General features: G+C 65.8%; 18 protein-coding genes and 1 other RNA gene. 8 read left to right on the forward strand and 11 right to left on the reverse strand.

All coding sequences use genetic code 11. From position 1 onward, the window contains the following. Positions 1-121: 121 nt before the first annotated feature. The 5 genes from OSH10_RS00670 to OSH10_RS00690 form a co-directional block, all read right to left on the reverse strand. Complete coding sequence (locus OSH10_RS00670; RefSeq protein ID WP_266329521.1) at positions 122-658, reverse strand: dihydrofolate reductase; 537 nt, start codon at positions 656-658, stop codon at positions 122-124. Further along, positions 655-1,185, reverse strand: a complete 531-nt coding sequence (locus tag OSH10_RS00675; RefSeq protein ID WP_266329522.1) for a TIGR00645 family protein — start codon at positions 1,183-1,185, stop codon at positions 655-657. Before OSH10_RS00675 ends, OSH10_RS00670 begins: the two co-directional genes overlap by 4 nt. A gap of 40 nt (positions 1,186-1,225) precedes the next feature. Further along, complete coding sequence (locus OSH10_RS00680; protein WP_266329523.1) at positions 1,226-1,741, reverse strand: GNAT family N-acetyltransferase; 516 nt, start codon at positions 1,739-1,741, stop codon at positions 1,226-1,228. A gap of 16 nt (positions 1,742-1,757) precedes the next feature. Further along, positions 1,758-2,762 carry a DUF4424 domain-containing protein gene (locus tag OSH10_RS00685; protein WP_266329524.1) on the reverse strand — a complete coding sequence of 335 codons (1,005 nt, stop codon included), beginning with the start codon at positions 2,760-2,762 and terminating at the stop codon, positions 1,758-1,760. A gap of 91 nt (positions 2,763-2,853) precedes the next feature. Next, positions 2,854-3,648: a thymidylate synthase gene (locus OSH10_RS00690; protein WP_266329525.1), complete on the reverse strand. Its 795-nt coding sequence runs from the start codon at positions 3,646-3,648 to the stop codon at positions 2,854-2,856. Positions 3,649-3,793: 145 nt separating this feature from the next. Here OSH10_RS00690 and OSH10_RS00695 point away from each other — a divergent pair, with 145 nt between their 5' ends. Then, positions 3,794-4,384, forward strand: a complete 591-nt coding sequence (locus OSH10_RS00695) for a hypothetical protein (protein WP_266329526.1) — start codon at positions 3,794-3,796, stop codon at positions 4,382-4,384. Positions 4,385-4,399: 15 nt separating this feature from the next. Here OSH10_RS00695 and OSH10_RS00700 read toward each other — a convergent pair whose 3' ends face one another. Then, the gene (locus OSH10_RS00700) at positions 4,400-5,605 is read right to left on the reverse strand and encodes a Bcr/CflA family multidrug efflux MFS transporter (protein WP_266329527.1); all 1,206 of its coding nucleotides are present in this window, start codon (positions 5,603-5,605) and stop codon (positions 4,400-4,402) included. Positions 5,606-5,898: 293 nt separating this feature from the next. Between OSH10_RS00700 and ssrA the strand changes: the two genes are divergently transcribed. The 5 genes from ssrA to OSH10_RS00725 all read left to right on the forward strand — a co-directional run bounded on the left by ssrA (position 5,899) and on the right by OSH10_RS00725 (position 9,231). Then, positions 5,899-6,257, forward strand: a transfer-messenger RNA (tmRNA) gene (gene ssrA, locus OSH10_RS00705). Between the two features lie 259 nt (positions 6,258-6,516). Continuing rightward, on the forward strand, positions 6,517-7,035 hold the full coding sequence (locus tag OSH10_RS00710) for an SspB family protein (RefSeq protein ID WP_266329528.1): 519 nt from the start codon (positions 6,517-6,519) through the stop codon (positions 7,033-7,035). A gap of 57 nt (positions 7,036-7,092) precedes the next feature. Then, complete coding sequence (gene fumC, locus OSH10_RS00715; protein WP_266329529.1) at positions 7,093-8,484, forward strand: class II fumarate hydratase; 1,392 nt, start codon at positions 7,093-7,095, stop codon at positions 8,482-8,484. Positions 8,485-8,782: 298 nt separating this feature from the next. Then, complete coding sequence (locus OSH10_RS00720) at positions 8,783-8,983, forward strand: DUF4169 family protein (protein WP_266329530.1); 201 nt, start codon at positions 8,783-8,785, stop codon at positions 8,981-8,983. Further along, positions 8,980-9,231, forward strand: a complete 252-nt coding sequence (locus tag OSH10_RS00725) for a ribbon-helix-helix domain-containing protein (RefSeq protein ID WP_266329531.1) — start codon at positions 8,980-8,982, stop codon at positions 9,229-9,231. Before OSH10_RS00720 ends, OSH10_RS00725 begins: the two co-directional genes overlap by 4 nt. Here the strand turns inward: OSH10_RS00725 and OSH10_RS00730 are convergent. From OSH10_RS00730 to OSH10_RS00740, 3 genes are all read right to left on the reverse strand, one after another. Then, on the reverse strand, positions 9,218-13,018 hold the full coding sequence (locus OSH10_RS00730) for an AsmA family protein (RefSeq protein ID WP_323181549.1): 3,801 nt from the start codon (positions 13,016-13,018) through the stop codon (positions 9,218-9,220). The genes OSH10_RS00725 and OSH10_RS00730 overlap by 14 nt on opposite strands. 22 nt (positions 13,019-13,040) lie before the next feature. Next, complete coding sequence (locus OSH10_RS00735; RefSeq protein ID WP_266329532.1) at positions 13,041-14,462, reverse strand: FAD-binding oxidoreductase; 1,422 nt, start codon at positions 14,460-14,462, stop codon at positions 13,041-13,043. Between the two features lie 174 nt (positions 14,463-14,636). Then, complete coding sequence (locus tag OSH10_RS00740) at positions 14,637-15,620, reverse strand: zinc-binding dehydrogenase (RefSeq protein ID WP_266329533.1); 984 nt, start codon at positions 15,618-15,620, stop codon at positions 14,637-14,639. Positions 15,621-15,810: 190 nt separating this feature from the next. Between OSH10_RS00740 and OSH10_RS00745 the strand changes: the two genes are divergently transcribed. Further along, positions 15,811-18,159, forward strand: a complete 2,349-nt coding sequence (locus tag OSH10_RS00745) for an ATP-dependent helicase (protein WP_266329534.1) — start codon at positions 15,811-15,813, stop codon at positions 18,157-18,159. 90 nt (positions 18,160-18,249) lie between these two features. Here the strand turns inward: OSH10_RS00745 and OSH10_RS00750 are convergent, their stop codons facing one another. Then, positions 18,250-18,651, reverse strand: coding sequence for a GNAT family N-acetyltransferase (locus OSH10_RS00750; RefSeq protein WP_266329535.1), 402 nt, complete (start codon positions 18,649-18,651; stop codon positions 18,250-18,252). 32 nt (positions 18,652-18,683) lie between these two features. Here OSH10_RS00750 and OSH10_RS00755 point away from each other — a divergent pair, with 32 nt between their 5' ends. Further along, positions 18,684-19,589, forward strand: a complete 906-nt coding sequence (locus OSH10_RS00755) for a 50S ribosomal protein L11 methyltransferase (protein ID WP_407660644.1) — start codon at positions 18,684-18,686, stop codon at positions 19,587-19,589. A gap of 233 nt (positions 19,590-19,822) precedes the next feature. Here the strand turns inward: OSH10_RS00755 and OSH10_RS00760 are convergent, their stop codons facing one another. Beyond that, the gene (locus OSH10_RS00760; RefSeq protein WP_266330347.1) at positions 19,823-21,316 is read right to left on the reverse strand and encodes an acetyl-CoA hydrolase/transferase family protein; all 1,494 of its coding nucleotides are present in this window, start codon (positions 21,314-21,316) and stop codon (positions 19,823-19,825) included. Positions 21,317-21,422: the final 106 nt, after the last annotated feature.

The following is a 21,422-nucleotide window of genomic DNA, read 5'->3' on the forward strand; positions in this document are numbered from 1 at the left end:
GGGAAGGCGTACCTGCCCCCGCCCATCGAAGCAAGAGAAGCCCCGGATATGCGGCCTCGCAGGGCCTCAGCCGGCTGGAAGTGGTGTGCCGGCGTCGCGCTTTCAACTTCCGTGCGGCCGTTTATCCACGACGTCGTTGATAGATGGTAAAGCGGGTCGCCGCCGTATCCGACGCCCCGGCCGGCACGGCCTCGGAGGAGACGATCTCCCAGACGGCAGGATCGAGGGCCGGGAAGTGGGTGTCGCCGGCGGGCTCCGCATCGACATGGGTGATGTAGAGACGATCGGCGCGGTCGAGCAAGGCGCGGTAGATCTCGCCGCCGCCGATCACCATCGCTTCGGTTTCGGTTTCGGCTTCGGTCCCCACCTCCGCCGCCGCGCCGGCGGCGATGGCCGCCTCCAGCGCCGCGTCCAGCGTCGGCACGGTGACCACGCCCTGCGGCCCGAAAGCCTTGTCGCGGGTCAGCACGATATTGACCCGGTTGGGCAGGGGCCGGCCGATCGAGGCGAAGGTCCTGCGGCCCATGATTACCGGCTTGCCGGTCGTCAGCGCCTTGAAGCGCTTGAGGTCGGTCGACAGCTTCCACGGCATGTCGCCGTCCTGGCCGATGACCCCGTTGCTGGCGACCGCCGCGATGATCGAGAGCCGCAACGTCATTTCGCCTTCGGCAGAACCGCCTCCTTGGCCGTCTTCGGTCCGGCGGAGATGCGGTCGACCAGCGCCAGCAGCAGGGCCGACACCACAAAGGTCATGTGCAGGATGGTCGACCACATGATCTTGTCGTTCGTATATTCGTTGGCGTTCAGGAACACCTGCAGCAGGTGGATCGACGAGATCGCGACGATGGACGACGCCACCTTGATCTTCAGGCTGCCGGAATCGAGCTTGCCGAGCCAGGAAAGGTCGTGGTTGGCGGAGTCGAAGCGGCTGACGTAATTCTCGTAGGACGAGATCATCACCATGACCACGAGGCTGGCGACCAGCGCCGCGTCGATCAGGCCGAGCATGGCCAGGATCATGTCAGATTCATCGTAGACAAAGACGTTGAGCGCGACTTTCCAGAACTTGGCCACGAAGGACAGCGCATAGAGCACCAGGGCCGCGCCAAGGCCGCCATAGAAGATCACCAACAGCCAGCGGGCCGACATGATGATCTTTTCGATGGAGTTTTCGAGGGATTTCAAAGGGGGGAGGCTCCGTGGATCTGAGGCCAGCATATACGGATCAGGGAACCGTTTCGCCAACCCTCCCCCGCTGCTGAAATGCGGACCCGAGACGAAGCAGCGCATCTCCCTCGACCCGGCATCGCTGCCATTCGGACAGAATCCGCGCGCCCTGCGCCTCGTAGAACGCGATCGATGGCGCGTTCCAGTCGAGCACCGACCACTCGTAGCGGCCGAGCCCTTCCACGACGCAACGCTCCGCCAGGCCGGCGAGCAGCGCCTTGCCCACGCCATGGCCGCGAAATAAAGGCCGGACGAACAGGTCCTCCAGATAGATGCCATGCCGCCCGTTGAAGGTGGAGAAGGTGTAGAACCACAGCGCGAAGCCGGCCGGCTCGCCGTCCCACTCGGCGATCTCGCAGAACACCTTTGGCGCATCGCCGAACAGCGCCGCGTCGATCGCGGCCGCGTCGGCCTCGACCTCGTGCAAGAGCTTCTCGTAGTCGGCGAGTTCGCGGACGAATTCGAGCACCAGCGGCGCGTCGCCCGGGCGGGCGTGGCGAAGGACAAGGGACATCGGTTGCGCTCCGGATTCAGGGCTCGCGCGGCTGCAGGATCAGGATGTCGAGGTCCTGCTGAGGATCGAAATCCGTCTTGACCACCTCGAACTGCGTCGGACTGATCTTCTTCACGCCCTCGGCGCAGAAGGAAACCAGGTTCTTCGGCGCGCCCTTGTCGACGACCAGCCGGAATTTGGCGATCGGCCCGGCCCAGTTGCTGCCGGTGCGCAGCACATAGGCGATGCGGTTCTCGAACAGGCTGTTGCCGCCGTCCGGCTTGAGCCCCGCCCGCGCCGCCTTCAGGAAGGCGTCATCCATGCAGTATTTCTGGCGATAGACCTCGAACCAGGGCTCGGACTGCGCCTCGGGCGCGACGAAGGAAACGTCGGCGCTCTGCCCGACGCTCGGCTTGTAGCTGTGCTCGACGACGATGCGCCTGCCGGCGGGAAAGGTCTGCTCGCGGTAGAAGGCGGTCGAAAGCAACCAGTTCGGCGCCAGGTGTTTCACCATCCCCTTGCCGTCATTGTCATATTCGTCGATCGCAGCGAGGCCGAGCTGGACCAGGTTGTCCTTGTCGGGCTGCGCCAGCGCGTCGAGCGCCTTGCGCGTCGCGTCGAGATGCAGCGCCAGCGGCACGCCGAGGCTGGTCAGCAGCGGCGTCTGGTCGATGCCGAGCGCCGAAGCGCGCTGCTGCACCTTGGTCTCGACCGGCTTGCCGTCGACCGTCGTCCTGAAGCCCAGGAAGTTTTCCGGTGCCTCGACGGGAATCGAAACCATGAAGTCGATGCTGCCCTGGATGTCGGGCATGGGAAACGCCACCAGCGTGGTGATGTCGTGGTCCGAATGGTTCTCGAAGGTATAGCGAACCCGGACCTCGTCCAGCGAGATGAACAGGTCCTCCGACTGCATCTCGATATCCTCGGTCAGGACATAGACGAGGCCGCCGGTCGAAAGGGCTGCGGTGGAATCATTGGCGCGGGCCGGTGCAGACGACGCGGCGGCGAGCAAAGCGGCAAGACAGGCAATCGCGACGCGCATGAGGGAACTCCAGCCAAGGAAAAACCGATCCCAGATCTACCAGCCCCCTGCCCCGCCGGTCGAGCCCGGCGGCAGCCCGGCGTAGCGCCGGTCACACCGCGATCGGCGCCTTGATGGCAGGCTCGGGATCATAGCCGACGAGCTCGAAATCCTCGAAGCGGAAATCCTCGATCCGCTCCACCTCGGGATTGAGCTTCATGGTCGGGAGCGCGCGCGGCGTGCGTGAGAGCTGCAGCTTCGCCTGCTCCAGATGGTTCGAGTAAAGATGCGCATCGCCGAAGGTGTGGACGAAATCGCCCGGCTTCAGTCCCGTCACCTGCGCCACCATCATGGTGAGCAGCGCATAGGAGGCGATGTTGAACGGCACGCCGAGGAAAATGTCGGCCGAGCGCTGGTAGAGCTGGCAGGAAAGCCGCCCCTCCGCGACATAGAACTGGAAAAGGCTGTGGCAGGGCGGCAGCGCCATGTCATCGACCTGCGCCGGATTCCAGGCCGAGACGATCAGCCGGCGCGAATCCGGCTTGGTGCGGATCATCTCAATGACATTGGCGAGCTGGTCGATGGTGCTGCCATCCGGCGCCGGCCAGGAACGCCACTGCGCGCCATAGACCGGGCCGAGATCGCCATTCTCGTCCGCCCACTCATCCCAGATCGAGACGCCGTTTTCCTGGAGATAGCGGATGTTGGTGTCGCCGGCGACGAACCAGAGCAGTTCATGGAGGATCGAGCGCAGATGTGCCTTCTTGGTCGTGACCAGCGGGAAGCCATCGGCGAGATTGAAGCGCATCTGGTAGCCGAACACGGAAAGCGTGCCGGTTCCGGTGCGGTCCTCCTTGCGGACGCCATGGTCCAGCACGTGCTGCATGAGATCGAGATATTGGCGCATGGATACGTCCGGCAGAGATTCGAGGTTTGCGCGACCATACAACGGGCGGGCGCGATCGCGGACCCGGAATTTGCACCGCGCGTCAGGCTGGGCTCAATTGGCGCTGGGCAGCGCCGGATCGGTGCCCCACCTTCTGGAGCAAGGCATGTCACAGACCATCGCCAACCCCGACGTCTACCTGCATGTCCGCGTCATCATCGGCATCATCCTCGGCCTCAGCGTCTCGCGGCTGCTGAACGGCGTGAGCCGGTTCGCGCAGCATCCGCTACGCAATCCCGTCTTCGTCACACACCTGCTCTGGGTGGCGTTCGCCTTCCTCTGCGTGGTGCATTTCTGGTGGTTCGAGTTCTACCTCGCCTCGGTCCGCATCTGGACCTTCGAGCTCTACACCTTCATCATCGTCTATGCGAGCCTGTACTTCATTCTCTGCGCCACCCTTTTTCCAGACAGCATGGCGGAATATGCCGGCTATGAAGACTACTTCATGTCACGCCGGAAGTGGTTCTACGGCCTGATCGCCGTGATCTTCCTAGTCGATCTGGTCGACACGGCAATCAAGGGTAGCGCACACTTCCACTCGTTCGGCTTCGTCTACCCGGTACGCAACATCGTCTATTCCAGCGTGGCGATCTACGCGATGTTCGTCAGCGACAAGCGCTTCCACCTCGCCATCGCGATTCTCGCCCTCGCCTTCCAGATATTCTGGATCCTGCGCGCCTTCAGCACCCTTCAATAAGGTCGCGCGCCGGCCCTACGCGGCCGGCGCCGCGGCCGGACGACGGCGACGGCTGAGTGTCACCTGCGTCAACGTGAAGGCGATGACGCCGCACGCCGCGATGCCGGCGACCATCGGCAGCGCCGTGCCATCGAGGAACAGCCCGACAACCGCCATCACGACCGCGCCCGTCACCATCTGGAGCGTGCCCATCAACGCCGAGGCGGTACCGGCGATCTCGCCATGCTCGTCCAGCGCCAGCACGGCCGAGGCGGGGATGACGAGGCCGAGGAAGCCATTGCCGATGAACAGCATGGCGATCAGCACCGGCAGCCCGTCAAGGCCCGACAGGAAGAGCAGGAACAGGATGACCACCGAGGCGGCGAAGCCGGTCACGGCGACACGCATCACCTTGGCCAGGCCGAACATCGCGCCGAGCCTGCCGTTCAGCTGCGAGAAGCCGAAGAACGACACGGCATTGACCGAGAAGGCCAGGCTGTATTGGGTCGGCGTCAGGCCATAATGGTCGATCAGCACGAAGGACGAATTGGCGAGATAGGCAAAGAAGCTCGAAATGCCGAAGGCGCCGATGAAGACCAGACCGAGGAAGTGGCGGTCGCGCAGCAGCTGCCAATAGCCGGCGATGGCGCTGCCGACGCCGCTCTCGACGCGATCCTCCGCCGGCCGCGTCTCGTCCAGCGCCAGGGCCAGCAGGATCAGGCCCAGAATGGCCGCCACCATCACGATCCAGAAGATGGCGCGCCACGAGGCGAACGCCGTCACGGCGCTGCCGGCGAGCGGCGCCAGGATCGGCGAGATGCTGAAAACGAGCATCAGCATCGACATCAGCCTGGCCGCCTCGTTGCCGGTGTGCAGGTCGCGCACGATGGCGCGCGGCACCACCATGCCGGCGCAGGCGCCGAGGCCCTGAATGAAGCGGAAGGCGATCAGCATCTCGACATTCGGCGCCAGCGCGCAGCCGATGCTGGCGAGCGCGAACAGGACAAGGCCGAAATAGAGCGGCGGCTTGCGGCCCACCATGTCGGCGACCGGCCCATAGATCAGCTGGCCAAGGCCGACCGAGATGAAGAAGGCCATCAGGCTCATCTGCACGGCGCCGGTCGAAGCGCCGAGATCCTGCCCGATCGCCGGCAGCGCCGGCAGATACATGTCGATCGCGAAGGGACCGATAGCGCTCAACAGGCCGAGCACGACCGCATAGCGCAGGAGGGATGAGGACATGACGAACACCATGAATGCGGACGAACCGGCGTCTCGCAGGACGGCCAAGCCATCGCGAACCCGGATCCCCGTATGAAATTGGACAGCCGATCCGGCAGCGAGGCCGGGACCGCTTTTTGTAGTGATCGACACAGCAACTAGCAGCAATGCCGCGAGCGTCAAGTTGGATTATGGGCGAAGAATCGCAAACCGACCCGAAGTGGCTGGTCTGCAACGCTCGACGGACGATTTTGCGCACTATCGGCGCGTTTCCCGTGCGCATCCCTGCCGCCAACGCTGCGACGGGGCAACAACACCTTTTCAGCGGCGTTTCGATCCCCTATATCAGGTTCGCCGGTGCAAGCCGGCTATGGCGATAAACAGTCATCGAAATAAACCCATCGGACCCGGGGGCGGTACCCGGCGCCTCCACCCAAGCCCATCCCTCGCGGGATGGTTTTCGGCGGGGGCGAAATAGGATCGACGAGGGCGTAAAGGGTGTTCTTTCGCTCGGCATGGTACCGCCGTTATCGGACCAAATCTGTAGTTGCAAACGACAACTATGCTAAGGTCGCTGTCGCCGCGTAAGCGGTGCCGGAACCTGAATAAAAGTCCTCCCGGTTAGCACCGGACAGGCGGGGTTCGGAGGCACCTGGCAACAGAAGCCTCCACTTCTTTCCTCGAATGTTACGTTGGTTCTCCGACGCCGTGGCGCGAATGGCGCAGAGGCATGTGCGGGCGCCGCATTGCCGCCACGGCATTCACCTTTTCGGCGAAGGAACCCGGCGCGACCTTGACTTCTCCGGGCTGGAGATCGAGTTTTCGAAACAACGAGGCTCGTCAGGGGGCCTTTTTTGGCGCGGGTCCGCGGCTTGTCCGCATCGGGTGCCTGTCTTGATCCCGACCGCATTGATTCTGGGTAGTCGCCGTCCATGGCCGAAGATCTGATCCGCTACGACATTCTCGCCCAGGACGCGCTTCGCGGCGTCGTGCGCAAGGTGCTGGCCGAAGTCGCCAAGACGGGGCTTCCCGGCGACCACCACTTCTACATCACCTTCGAAACCCGGGCGCCCGGCGTCCGTGTCTCGACCCGGCTGATGACCGACTACCCCGAGGAAATGACGATCATCATCCAGCATCAGTACTGGGACCTCTCGGTCACGGAACATGCCTTCGAGATCGGCCTTTCCTTCAAGGGCGTGCCGGAGCGCCTGCTGGTGCCGTTCACGGCGCTGAAGTCCTTCGTCGATCCCTCCGTGCAGTTCGGCCTGCAGTTCGAGACGGCAGCCAGCGACGAGGATGCGCTGGAAGGCAGCCACGAGATGGAAGACGTCGACACGTCGCCGCTCGTGCTCGATACGCCGGATCGTTCCGACGAGCCGCCTGCCGAGCCTTCCGACAAGCCGGCCGCCGAGGTCGTGCGTCTCGACGCGTTCCGCAAGAAGAGCTAATCCCTCCCCGACTTTTCCTGACCGGCGCCGCGCCAGCGGCTGATAGAGGCTGACTTCATGACAACGACCCGCATCGAAACGGATACTTTCGGCCCGATCGAGGTGGCTTCCGACCGCTATTGGGGCGCGCAGGCGCAGCGTTCGCTCGGCAACTTCAAGATCGGCCTCGAAAAGCAGCCGCTGCCGATCGTGCGCGCGCTCGGCGTCATCAAATACGCGGCCGCGCAGGTCAACGCCAAGCTCCGTCGCCTCGACCCCGAGATCGCCCGCGCCATCGAGGCCGCGGCGCAGGAAGTGATCGACGGCAAGCTCGATGACCATTTCCCGCTCGTCGTCTGGCAGACCGGCTCCGGCACCCAGTCGAACATGAACGCCAATGAAGTGGTCTCGAACCGCGCCATCGAGATGCTGGGCGGCGTGATGGGCTCCAAGAAGCCCGTGCACCCGAACGACCACGTCAATATGAGCCAGTCGTCGAACGATACCTATCCGACGGCGATGCACATCGCCTCGGCCGAGGAGATCGTGCATCGGCTTCTCCCGGCGCTGAAGCATCTGCACGCCGCCCTCGCCGCCAAGGCCAAGGAATGGGCCGGCATCGTCAAGATCGGCCGCACGCATACCCAGGACGCGACCCCGCTGACGCTCGGACAGGAATTCTCCGGCTACGCCCAGCAGGTCGAGAACGGCATCCGCCGCATCGAGATGACGCTGCCGGACCTGATGCAACTCGCCCAGGGCGGCACGGCGGTCGGCACCGGCCTCAACGCGCCTGTCGGCTTCGCCGAGGACGTCGCCGCCGCCATCGCCACGATCACCGGCCTGCCCTTCACCTCGGCGCCGAACAAGTTCGAGGCGCTGGCGGCTCATGACGCCATGGTGTTCAGCCACGGCGCCATCAACACGGTCGCCGGCTCGCTGTTCAAGATCGCCAATGACATCCGCCTGCTCGGCTCTGGTCCGCGCGCCGGCCTCGGCGAGCTGTCGCTGCCGGAAAACGAGCCCGGCTCGTCGATCATGCCCGGCAAGGTCAATCCGACCCAGTGCGAGGCGATGACCCAGGTGTGCGTGCAGGTATTCGGCAACCACGCCGCCATCACCTTCGCCGGCAGCCAGGGCCATTTCGAGCTCAATGTCTACAATCCGGTGATGGCCTACAATTTCCTGCAGTCGGTGCGCATCCTCGCCGACGCGGCCGTGTCCTTCACCGACAACTGCGTGGTCGGCATCGAGCCGCGCCTCGACAACATCCAGTCGGGCGTCGAGCGCTCGCTGATGCTCGTCACCGCGCTGGCGCCGAAGATCGGCTACGACAACGCCGCCAAGATCGCCAAGACGGCGCACAAGAACGGCACCACGCTGCGCGAGGAAGCCGTGGGCGGCGGCTATGTGACCTCCGAGGAGTTCGACGAGATCGTCCGCCCCGAGGACATGATCGGCCCGAAATAGCCGGAATTCCGAACGACTTGATATCGATCAAAGCGGGGCGCATCATGAGCAGGTTACCTGCGCATGGAGCGCCTCGTGAGTTTCTACGCCAGCGACGTGACACGTAGCCAGCGGCAGCCGACCCGATCGAATGAGCCAGGCTTGGACTGGCGTATCGTTGACTGCGGCCTGGCAATCTCGATGTGTTGTCCTGGCCCAGGCCCACCGGTGCCCGAGGGGCTTTTCCTGGAATTCGCCCCCCTTCTGCAATAACCGCATCGGATCAAGGCCGCCTGGGCGGCCATCGGGGAGATCGAGCATGACGGCAGAAATCATCAACCTGAACCGCTTCCGCAAGGAAAAGGCCCGCGCCGAAAGGGCTGCGACCGCCGAGGAGAACCGCGTCCGCTTCGGCCGCACCCGCGCCCAGAAGGCGCTGGACAGGATCTCGGCCGAAAAGGCCCGGCATCATGTCGACAACCATCGCCGCGACGACGAGGAAGATCCCACCCCGGCATGAAGAAGCGTTCGGTTTCGATTGCCGGCCACCAGACCTCGATATCGATCGAGGAACCGTTCTGGCAGGCGTTGCGCGGGCTTGCCTCGGAGCGCGGCCAGAGCCTGGCCGGCCTGATCGCCGCCATTGACGGCGAACGCCCGGCCCAGACCAACCTCTCCTCCGCCATCCGCCTCGCCGTGCTCGCCTGGTATCAGGCCCGACTGGAGGCCGTGACGGCGGCAGGCCGAGCGCCCGTCAGTTCGGAATAGATTCGGGCGGCGTCAGCCGCATCGGCGCGCCGGAATCGGCCGGCGGCACGGCGCGGCTCGGCGGCGTCGGCGGAACGTCGCGCAGCAGGGATTCGATCCCGTTGGTGAAATCGAGCTGCTGGCGCTGTTCGGCCTCGGCGGCACGACGGGCGCGCTCCTGGCGTTGCGCCTCCGCCTTGCGCGCGGCCTCGGCGGCCTTCTTGGCGGCGGCGGCCTCCGCCGCGGCCTTCTCCGCAGCCTGCTTGGCGGCCGCCTCGGCGGCCTGCCGGGCTTCCTCCGCCTTGCGGGCAGCATCCGACCGGCGCTGATCGTCCTCGCGGGCAAAGCGCACCAGCCGGTTGAGTTTTTCCTTCTCCAGGATCTCGGCCTGCAGCTTCTCGATCCGCTCGACCTCGCGTTCGAAGGCCCGCACGGACAGGAAGCCGGCGAGCGGCGCCACATCGATGCGACGCGTCGGCGCATCCAGCGGGCCGGAGAAGACGAGCCCCACCTGCGGGATCGCGCCGCTCACCCGATCCTCGCCGGGATCGATGGTGAGCGTCCACTGGCTGTCGATCGTGTCGGCGTTCAGGTCGATGGTCGCGCCGCCCACCATCGTCGCGCTCTTGCTGACGACGTTGAGATTCTGCGCGCGGATCGTGCCGGCGGCGATCGAGAACGCGCCCTCGACACGCTCGAAGGCCAGCGTGCCGGCGTCGAGGTAGCCTGCGAACAGCTTGCGCAGTTCCGCCTCGCCGATCTCACGGCCGGCATTCGAGGCGCGGATCACGGCGCCGAAGGCTTCCGGATTGACGAAACGGGCCGAGCCTTCCCCGATCGACAGCGAGCCGCCGCCCGAGAGCGAGGATACGACGCCCGAGGCCGAGCGACCGCTGCCTTCGAACTGGCCGGAAAAGTCGAACGTGCCCTCGGCGACAGACCGACCGTCACGCTGCCAGACGATGTCGGCGAGCGTCGCGCCCTTGACCGAAAGCTGCCCGGAGATGGCCGCGTCGCCTTCCGGATTGATGATCGACAGCGAGCCGGTCGCCTTGCCGCCGGCGAAATCGCCGTTCGTCAGGCGGATCTCCGTCCGGTCGCCGGAAAAGCTCGATTCGACGGCGGCATTGGTGACCGCCAGATTGTCGCTGATCGAAAGCCGGTCGGCGGATAGCCGGAAGATGGCATCAAAACCGTCGATCACCGGACGTCCGAAGGTGGTCTTCGACCAGACGCTTTCCGTGCTGCCGAGCAGGTCGGGCGGCAGGCCGAGACCGAGCGCCGTAACCAGCGCCAGATCCGCCTCGTCCACCGCGACATCGCCCTTCAGTTTCCACCGGCCGGCCTCACGGCCGAAGTCGATCATGCCGCTGGAATAGGCATCGCCAAGGCGGGCGTCGCGGAAGGAAAGCGTGGCGGTGCCATCCTTGATGTCGAGCGACGTCGCCGCCTCCAGCGGCAGTTTCCCGGCGATGCCGGGAAGAGCCAGCCCGGCCAGCGCCAGGGCGGGCGCCGCGTCGCGGCTGCTGGTCGTGACCGTGCCCTGGAAGCTCGGCAGACCGGAATCGTCGACGCCGATCTTGCCCTCGCTCGCATAGGTGACACCAGCGAACTCGCCGCTGATCGTGGTGGCGACACCGCCAGCGAGGGTTCCGCCTCCGTCGACGGTCTCCGCCGCGATCCGCGCCCGGCCGGGCTTGTCGAGCGGGAACGCCGGATAGCCGAACTGTCGCAGCAGGTGCCCGGCATCGGCACTGTCCACGGCGGCCGAAACCTTGAGTTCGCCATCGCGCCATGCCGCCGGCGTTCCCTTGAAGCCGAGCGCCATGTCGATCGCGGTGCCGCCAGCCGTGCCGTTCACGGTCAGATTGGCATGGGTGATGCCATCCTGCGCCCGGGCGCTGATGACGGAATCGAGAATCGCCGGTCCAAGCAGAGGCGCGGCTTCCTTGAACCAGGCCGCGATGCCGGTTGCCGGCAGCAGCCGCTCGACCAGTGTCGAGGCGCCGGTAAGGTCCGACGCGTCGATCGAGACGGAGAGCTGGCCGTTCGGAGCGCCGGCGAGATCCGCGACCCTGCCGCTGGCGGTAATCGCCGCGCCCGCGACATTACCGATCGAAAGCTTCCTGGCCGCCAGCACGCCGTTGGAAACGCTGCCATCGACAACGACCTTCTCGAGCGTCACATCGTCGATATCGAGGGATTCGGTCGCCAGCTTGATCTGGAAATCATCGGCCAGGGCACCGGTGACGTCGAGCCTCTGGCCCACGAACAGTTCGGCCAGCGCGGCGAGCTGGTTGTAGTCGAGCCGGCCCGCCATCAGGTCGACGGCGAGATGGCGCCGGCCCGTCGACGACGCCTGCTGCCAGGCAAGGCTGCCGCGCAGGTCCGAGTTCCGCATCTGTGCCGTCATGCCGGACACGCCGAACGAACCGGGCGCCAGATGCAACTGGCCGTCCATCTCGAAGGCGCGAAGCTGCTGCATCGCCGCGACCTTGCCGCCGCGCCACCAGGCGGCAAAGGTCGAGGGCTGGTCCGAGACCAGCCGCACCGCGCCGTCAAACATGGCCTTGGGCGACGTCGTGATGACGCCGTCCGCCGCCAGGCGGGTACGGCCCGGCAGGTCCGCGCCCAGTTCCTCGATCTTCCACCCCTTCTCGGCCGTGACCGCATCGAAACGCAGGTTCTGGATCACCGATCCCCCGATGACGATGCCCGGGATATCGAAACCGACCCGGCCGGGAATGGTCGGCACCGGAATCTCGGCAAGTCCCGCCACGATCGCCTGCGAGGCCAGATCGACGCTGGCCGGCTCGTTCGGCCCCTTGCCGATCGAGCGATCCAGGTCGAGTTGGCGCGCTTTCAGCACGGCGTCGAAGCGCATGGCCTTGCCGAGATCGACGGAGGCCGCTCCCGTCAGGCTGTAGGGCCGGTCCGCCGGCCCCTGGGACAGCGTGAAGGCAGGAAAGCGCAGTTGTTCCGGACGAAGGTCGTAGCTGCCGGACGCCCGCCATCCAAGCGACGGCCTCCTGCCCGCGGGTGTGCCGTCATCATCCTCGACATGGGCCAGCGTGAAATTGCCGGCCCAGGTCAGGCCCTTCTCGTCCAGTCCGAGCGGACCTTCCGCAGAGACGGCAATCGGCAAATTGGCCGGGTTGGCCTCCAGCTTGACGCGGATCGTGCGATCCTCGTCGCGCCGGCCGGTCGCGATCCGGAAGGTGGAAGGGACGCCATTGGCGACAAGGCCGCCCTCGACCTTCCACGGTCCGAGCAGCGAACGCGCATCGACGGCAGCGTTGATCGCGGTCAAAGACACCGATCGACCGGTGCGCAGATCGCGGTAGTCGATGGAACCGTCTGAAATATCGACCTTTTCCAGCGTCACGGCATCGGGATCGAGCGTCTTGGACGCCTCCGAGCGGCGCAGCCAGTCGGGCGTGCCATCGGCGCCGACCGTAACCTGGAGGCGCGGTCGGGTGATCGCCATGTCTACGACCTTGAACGTACCGGTGATCAGCGGGATCAGTTCGATACGGACGGCGAACCGATCGATCTTCATCATCGGCTGGTCGGGGGAGCCCCCGACCCGCACATCGGTGAAGACAAGCGAAGGCATCGGCAGCAGCGACGCATCGGCGGTGCCTGCGACGGTCACCGGCTGGCCAAGGATCTTCTCCGCCTCGCGCTCGAAGGTCGAGCGAAAGGCATTCCAGTCCACGAACCAAGGGATCACCAGCGCCGATACGAGAACGGCGATGATGAGGCCCCCGACGATCAGATACAGCCTGTTCAGCTCAACCTCCGCTATGCCGCGTCATGCGTCGGGACGATCACGCGTCGGGCAGGATCTTGCCCGGATTGAGAATCCCGAGCGGATCCAGCGCCGCCTTGATCACTCGCATGATGTCGAGACCGTGGCCATGCTCCTTGATGAGATATTTGCGCTTGCCCTGCCCCACGCCATGTTCGCCGGTGCAGGTGCCGTCGAGCGCGATCGCCCGCTCGTTCATCCGGCTGATCACCGCCTCCGCCTTCGCGATCTCCTCCGGATTGGTGACGTCGATCAGCAGCTGGGTGTGGAAATTGCCATCGCCGACATGCCCCACGACCGGTCCGATCAGGCCATTGGCCGCGATATCGGCGCTGGTCTCGGCGACGCATTCTGCCAGCATCGAGATCGGCACGCAGACATCCGTGGACACGCTCTGGATGCTGTCTCCGGGGCGAAGCCCCTTCACGGCGAAATAGGAATCGTGCCGCGCCTGCCAAAGCTTGGTGCGGTCCTCGGGACGCGTCGCCGAAGCGAACTCGCCGCCGTTGAATTCCTGCGCGATCGCCGCGAACTGCTCCGACTGTTCGAGCACCGAGGCCGGCGAGCCGTGGAACTCCAGGAACAGATGCGGCGTCTCGGGCAGGCCGAGCTTGGCGAATTCGTTGGTGGCGCGGATCATCATGGCGTCGCCCAGCTCGACTCGGGCGATCGGGATGCCGCTCTGGATCGTCAGGATCGCCGCGTTGCAGGCGTCCTCGACGGTCGGGAACGAGCAGACACCGGCAGCGACCGATTCCGGCAGGCCGTGCAGGCGCACCGTCACCTCGGTGATGATGCCGAGCGTGCCTTCCGAACCGACCAGCAGACGGGTCAGGTCGTAGCCGGCCGAACTCTTCTTGGCGCGGCTGCCGGTGCGCACGATCGAGCCATCGGCCATCACGGCGGTCAGACGAACGACATTCTCGCGCATCGTGCCGTAGCGCACGGCATTGGTGCCCGATGCGCGCGTCGCCGCCATGCCGCCCAGGCTGGCGTCGGCGCCGGGATCGATCGGGAAGAACAGGCCCTGGTCGCGGATGTAGTTGTTGAGCTGGATGCGCGTGACACCCGCCTCGACCGTGCAGTCGAGATCCTCGGAATGAACCGCGACGATCTTGTTCATCTGCGACAGGTCGATCGAAACGCCGCCGAACGGCGCGTTGACGTGGCCCTCCAGCGAGGTACCGGTGCCGAAGGGGATGATCGGCACGCGGTGCGCGGCGCAGATCTTCACGATCTCGGAGACTTCTTCCGTCGACGTCGCGAACACCACTGCATCGGCCGGCTCGTTCGGGAGCCACGTCGTCGTGTTCGCATGCTGACGCCGAACCTCGAGCCCGCGCGTGAAGCGCGGGCCGAAGCGCTCCTGCAGAGAATTGAGCGCCGTGGCCAGAGCCACCTCGTCACGCGCATCATCATGGCGCAGCGCCGAAACTACCATACTGAAAAGCCTCCCGAACGATTTCATGGCTCGCTCGCCATGGTGCGCGCAACCTAGCAAAACCATGCTGCGACGCCAAAGACTTCCTGCCGCTTTCGCGCCGTGCCCGGCGCGAGAATCGACCGTTTCACACCGTGTCGCGGCCCGGCTCGGATTAGCCTACCAGCCGGTTCGTCACACCGAACCGCGGATGGCGATCTTGCCCGAGCGGCCGGGCCGGTCGCTGGCAGCGGCGGCCGCGGCCGCATCCGTCAGTGCGAATCTCTCATCGACGGTCAGCCGAAGATCGCCGGAGGCCGCCAGCCGGACCAGTTCACCGATCAGGCGACCCAATTCGACCTTGTCGGTCGACTGCATCCGCCGCGCGCCCCAGAACCCCTTCACGGAGACCTGCCGGAAGATGAGATCGCCGGAGCTGATCACCAGCGGCTTGTTCGACATCGCGCCGAAGGACATCAACATGCCGCCCTCGGCCAGGAGGCTGGTCAGTCGTCCGCCCTCCTCGCCGCCGACGGAATCGACGGCCCGCAGGATCGGCTCGTCGCCGACCAGCGCCCTGACGCGATCCTCCCAGCCCGCGCTTTCCGTCGAGACGACATTCTCGATGCCAAGCGCCGCCAGCTCGGCAATCCCCTGATCGCGCCGGACCAGCCCCACGACCTTGATCCCGCGCGCCTTGGCCAGCATGGCGACGATCTTGCCGACCGCGCCATTGGCGGCGTTCTGGATCATCCACTGGCCGCTGCCGATCTGCAGGTCCTCGAGCAGCATCAGCGAACTCAGCGGCATGGCGATCAGCTGGCAGCCCGTATCGTCGTCGATCGCGTCCGGCAGCGGCACGGCCGAGGCTGCCTTGGCGAGGAAGCTCCCCGACCATGCGCCCAGAACGCCGGCAACCACGACGCGCTGGCCGATCGCCGGCACCGTCACGTCCGCGCCCTGCGCTTCGACGACGCCAACCGCCTCGCTACCGCCGATCGCCGGCAGGACCGGCTTGTAGCCATAGGTGCCGCGAATGGTCCAGAGATCGTGGTTGTGAATGGGCGACAGCGTCATGCGGACCCGGATCTCGCCGGGGCCGGGCTCCGGAGTCGGCCGCTCGCCGGTCATCAGAACCTCGGTCGGGTCGCCGAAACGCTCGTAAATGGCCGCTTGCATGGGTCGCACTCCTGTTTCTCTTGCCCATAGGTAGCGCGCCCATGCCGCCCCCGCAAACCGCGCCGAGGCAGAAAAAGACGGCCACGCGCTTGGACAGGCGCGTTCTCCTTCTGTACGAAAGCTGGAATGCCCGGCTGCCACGGTCCATATTTGTTCTCATGTACAGTTCTTCGAATCGACCGCCCCGCACATGACCGCTCCCTTCGACAGTTCCGCGCCCGTCCCGCGCCCAGGCGGCATTGCTGCGCGCGCGCTCGGCAAGGCGGCGCCGCCCGACTATCTCGCGCGCCTCAATCCCGAGCAGCGCCAGGCTGTCGAGACGACGGAGGGACCGGTTCTGGTGCTCGCCGGCGCCGGCACGGGCAAGACGCGCGTGCTCACCACCCGCATCGCGCATCTGCTCGCCACCCAGAAGGCGTTCCCGAGCCAGATCCTGGCGGTGACCTTCACCAACAAGGCGGCGCGCGAGATGCGCCACCGCATCGGCGAACTGATCGGCCCCTCGGTCGAGGGCATGAACTGGCTCGGCACCTTCCACGCCATCGGCGTCAAGATCCTGCGCCGGCATGCCGAGCTGGTCGGGCTGCGTTCGGATTTCACCATCCTCGACACCGACGACCAGATCCGCCTGATGAAGCAGGTGATCCAGGCCGAGGGCATCGACGAGAAGCGCTGGCCGGCACGCCAGCTCGCCAACCTGATCGACAGCTGGAAGAATCGCGGCCTGTCGCCGAAGGACGTGCCGCCCGGCGATGGCGGCTCGTTCGCCGATGGCCGGGGCATCAAGCTGTACCAGGCCTATCAGGACCGGCTGAAGATGCTGAACGCCTGCGATTTCGGCGATCTGCTGCTGGAGAACCTGCGCCTGTTCCGCGAGCATCCCGACGTGCTCAAGGATTATCACCAGCGCTTCCACTACATGCTGGTCGACGAGTATCAGGATACCAATGTCGCGCAGTATCTCTGGCTGCGCCTGCTGGCCCAGGGTCGCAAGAACATCTGCTGCGTCGGCGACGACGACCAGTCGATCTATGGCTGGCGTGGCGCCGAGGTCGACAACATCCTGCGCTTCGAAAAGGATTTTCCCGGCGCCGTGGTCATCAAGCTCGAGCGCAATTACCGCTCGACCTCGCACATCCTCGGCGCCGCCTCGCATCTGATCACCCACAATGAAGGCCGGCTCGGCAAGACGCTGTTCACCGACGCCGTCGATCCCGACGCCGCCCGCGTCCGCGTCGCTTCTTCGTGGGATTCGGAAGAGGAAGCCCGCGCCGTCGGCGAGGAGATCGAGGCACTGCAGCGCCAGGGCCACAAGCTCAACGACATGGCGATTCTGGTCCGCGCCTCGTTCCAGATGCGCTCGTTCGAAGACCGTTTCGTCACGCTCGGCCTGAACTATCGCGTCATCGGCGGCCCGCGCTTCTACGAGCGGCAGGAAATCCGCGATGCCCTCGCCTATTTCCGCGTCGTCGTGCAGCCGTCCGACGACCTCGCCTTCGAGCGCATCGTCAACGTGCCGAAGCGCGGCATCGGCGACACCACCGTTCGCCTGCTCTACGACCACGCCCGCGCGCGCCAGATCCCGATCATCCAGGCGGCCGATGAACTGGTGCATACCGAGGAGATCAAGCCGAAGACGCGCGGCGCGCTGCGCGAATTGCTGGCCTCGTTCGAGCTCTGGCGCTCGAAGCTCGCCGCCATGAAGCATGGCGAGCTGGCGGAGATGATCCTGGAGGAGAGCGGCTACACCGAGATGTGGCAGCAGGACCGCTCGGCCGATGCGCCGGGGCGTCTGGAAAACCTGAAGGAACTGATCCGCTCGATGGAGGAGTTCGAATCCCTCCCCGGCTTCCTCGAGCACATTGCCCTCGTCACCGACACCGACCGCGCCGAGAACCAGGACGCCGTCTCGATCATGACGCTGCATTCCGCCAAGGGGCTGGAATTCGAGACCGTGTTCCTGCCCGGCTGGGAGGAAGGCCTGTTCCCGCACCAGCGCGCACTGGATGAAAGCGGCCGCGCCGGCCTCGAGGAGGAACGCCGCCTCGCCTATGTCGGCATCACCCGCGCCAAGCAGCGGGCGATGATCTGGTTCTCGTCCAACCGCCGCATCCATGGCCTCTGGCAGTCCAACGTGCCGTCGCGCTTCCTCGACGAACTGCCGGAGAAGCATGTCGAGGTGATCGAGCAGACGTCGAGCTATGGCGGCTACAATGTCGGCGGCGTCGGCAATTACGGCGCCAGCCGCTTCGACCGCGCCGACTCGTTCAGCAACACCTATTCGACGCCCGGCTGGCAGCGCGCCCAGGCGAACAAGAGCTCCGCCCAGGCGCATGCCCGCTCCGCCCCCCGCCAGATCGAGGGCGAACTGGTGGCGAAATCGAGCGGCTCGAATTCGAAATACAAGCTTGGCGAGCGCGTCTTCCATCAGAAGTTCGGCTACGGCGCGATCATCGAGATCGAAGGCAACAAGCTGACGGTGGATTTCGAGAAGACCGGTGCCAAGAAGGTGGTCGACAGCTTCGTGAGCAAGGGTTAGGGCGCGACATCGGGCTGGAGGTTCGCTGCCGTTCCTCACCTCTCCCTGAGGGAGAGGTGAATGCCAGCTCCGGCCGAAATTCGCCTTGCTCTACACGCCGGCAACGAGCCGCATCAGCCCGGCCTGCGTCGGGCGGAAGCCGCACGCGCGGTAAAAGCCGGCGAGATGCGGTTCGAAGTCGACATGCAGCCAGAGGGCGCCGCGTTCTCGCGCCAGATCTGCCGCGCGGCGTACCAGCTTCGTGCCGATCCCGAGCCGTCGGAAGCTGGGATCGACGCAGGGGTCGAGCAGGAAAGCGTGGACGCCGCCATCCCAGGCGACATTGACGAAGCCGACCAGTCGCGCGGCCGAATACGCGCCGAGGTGGACCAGGCTGCGCGACAGGATCGCCCCCGGATCGCCCGGACCGGGCTGTCCCCAGGCGACCTGCCACAGCCGGTCGAGATCAGAATGCGTCGGAAAAGGATCGACGCGGATTTCGGTTTCGGCCATGAAGCATGCACCCATTCGATCCCGGTGCGGTTATGAAGCATCTCCGCCACCGCCAGACAAGGTTCGCCAACTTGACCCTCATCGCCTCCCTCAACCTCGCCAAGGAATCCGACGCGATCCGTCTCATCGAGGCGATCGGCGAGGATGACGACCTGGGCTACCCCTCGGCCGCCACCACGGAACAGGCCGACCAGAGCTGGACCGTCGACGTCTATTTCGAGGAGGCCCCGGATGAAGCGGCGCTGGCTCGCGTCGTCGCCCAGGCGCTCGGACCGGACGCCGGCGCCTTCACCGTCGCCGAGTTGCCGGACGAGGACTGGGTCGCTAAGTCGCTCGAAGGCCTGAAGCCGGTCCGCGCCGGCCGCTTCCTCGTCCATGGCAGCCACGATCGCGACAAGATCCAGCCCGGCGACATCGCCATCGAGATCGAGGCGGGCGAGGCCTTCGGCACCGGGCATCACGGCACGACGGCCGGATGCCTGGAAGAGATCGACCGGCTCGGCAAGATGCACGACTACAAGAGCATTCTCGATCTCGGCACCGGCACGGGCGTGCTCGCCATCGCCATCGCCAAGGCCTGGGAGAAGCCGGTGCTCGCCACCGACATCGACCCGATCGCCACCCGCGTCACGGCCGAGAATGCCGCGCTGAACGGCGTCGGCGACAAGATCGACGCGGCGACGGCCGAGGGCTTCGGCAATCCGGTGATGGCGGCGCGCGCGCCGTTCGACCTGGTGGTCGCCAACATTCTCGCCGGTCCGCTGATCGCGCTGGCGCCGGAAATCGTCCAGCATCTGGCGCCGCAGGCGACCGTGGTGCTGTCAGGCCTGCTGGTGGCGCAGGGCCCCGGCGTCACCGCCGCGTATGAGGCAGAGGGCCTGAAGCTGGTGCGCCAGGGTGAACAGGAAGGCTGGCTGACCCTCACGCTGGAGCGGTAGGGGCGGCAGGGGGCGCAAACCAGCGACGTGGCTCTGCGCCCACCCCAAACTCGCCGTCATCCTCGCGAAAGCGAGGATCCATGCAGCCGGGGGCTTATACGGACGAACCTCCCGAAAGCCCGGCTGAATGGATCCCGGGTCTCCGCCCGGGATGACGCCGGACTATGGGACACCGTACGGCGCCCCCCCTCGCCCGCTTGCGGGAGCGGACTGGGATGAGGGTCTTGCAGCCCCTAAGGCAACATCGAGCCGGTCGCTTCCTGGCGCAGGTGCCATGAATAGGCCTCGGCCAGCAAATGCGGGGTCTGGCCGCCATGGTCGCGGACGGCGCGGCGATAATAGTCGGCCGCCAGCTCGCGGTAGCTCGGGTGGATGCAGTTGGCGATGATCACCCCGGCCCGCTCGCGCGGGGCGAGGCCGCGCAAATCGGCCAGGCCGATCTCGGTCACCACCACGTCGACGTCATGCTCGTTGTGGTCGACATGCGGCACCATCGGCACGATGCGCGAGATCGAGCCATCCTTGGCCAGCGACTTGGTGACGAAGATTCCCATATAGGCGTTGCGGGCGAAATCGCCGGAGCCGCCAATACCGTTCATCATGTGCGTGCCGCCGACATGCGTCGAGTTCACATTGCCGTAGATGTCGCATTCGAGCGCGGTATTGATGGCGATGACGCCAAGGCGCCGCAACACCTCCGGATGGTTCGAGACCTCCTGCGGCCGCAGCACAAGCCGGCTCTTGTAGTGGCGCAGATCCGGCATCACCCGCGCCTGGCAGGCCGCCGACAGCGTCATGGACGAGCCCGAGGCAAAGGCGAGCTTGCCGGAGTCGAACAGGTCGAACGTGCTGTCCTGCAGCACCTCGCTATACATGGTGAAATCGTGGAACGGGCTGTCGATCAGCCCGTGCAGCACGGCGTTGGCGATCGAGCCGATGCCGGCCTGCAGCGGCGCCAGGGTCTCGGTCAGCCGGCCCTTGCGCACTTCATGGCTCAGGAACTCGATCAGATGGCCGGCGATCGCGCGCGTCTCGTCGTCGGGCGCGGTGGTCTCGGCAGAGCTGTCCTGCCGCTCGGTAATCACGATGGCGGCGATCTTGTCCGGATCGATCTGGATGAAGGGCAGGCCGACGCGGCTGTCCGGCGAAACGATCGGGATCGGTTCGCGATGCGGACGGCGGGTCGGAATGTAGATGTCGTGCAGGCCCTCGAGCTCGGCCGGCTGGCCGATATTCAGCTCGATGATCACCTTTTCGGCGAGGATCGCGAAGGTGGCGGAATTGCCGACCGAGGTCGTCGGAATGATGCCGCCTTCGCGCGTGATCGCCACCGCCTCGACCACGGCTACGTCGATCGGTCCCATCTGGCGCGAGCGCAGCAGTTCTACCGTCTCGGAGAGATGCTGGTCGATGAACATCACCTCGCCCCGGTTCAGGGCGGCGCGCAGCACCCGATCGGACTGGAACGGCAGGCGGCGCTTCAGCACATGCGAGCGGGTCAGGACCTCGTCGATGCCGTTGCCGAGCGACGCGCCGGTGATCAGCGTGATGCCGAAGGGCTCGGTGGCGGCGCGCTCGGCCAGTGCCAGCGGCACGGCCTTGGCGTCCCCCGCGCGGGTGAAGCCGCTCATGCCGACGGTCATGCCGTCGCGAATGAACAGTGCAGCCTCGGCCGGCGACATGACCTTGTCGAGAAGCGAGGGACGGCGAATTCGATCCTGAAGCATGATGTCCAGCATAAGTTGTGATCGCTGGACCATAGGCTTCGGAATTCGCGGAATCATCCCGCAAAAAGCAGAAAATCCGCGACGGGCTGTCGCGGATTTTCGAAAG

The sequence above is a fragment of the Kaistia defluvii genome (assembly GCF_026343955.1).
Taxonomy (GTDB): Bacteria; Pseudomonadota; Alphaproteobacteria; order Rhizobiales; family Kaistiaceae; genus Kaistia; species Kaistia defluvii.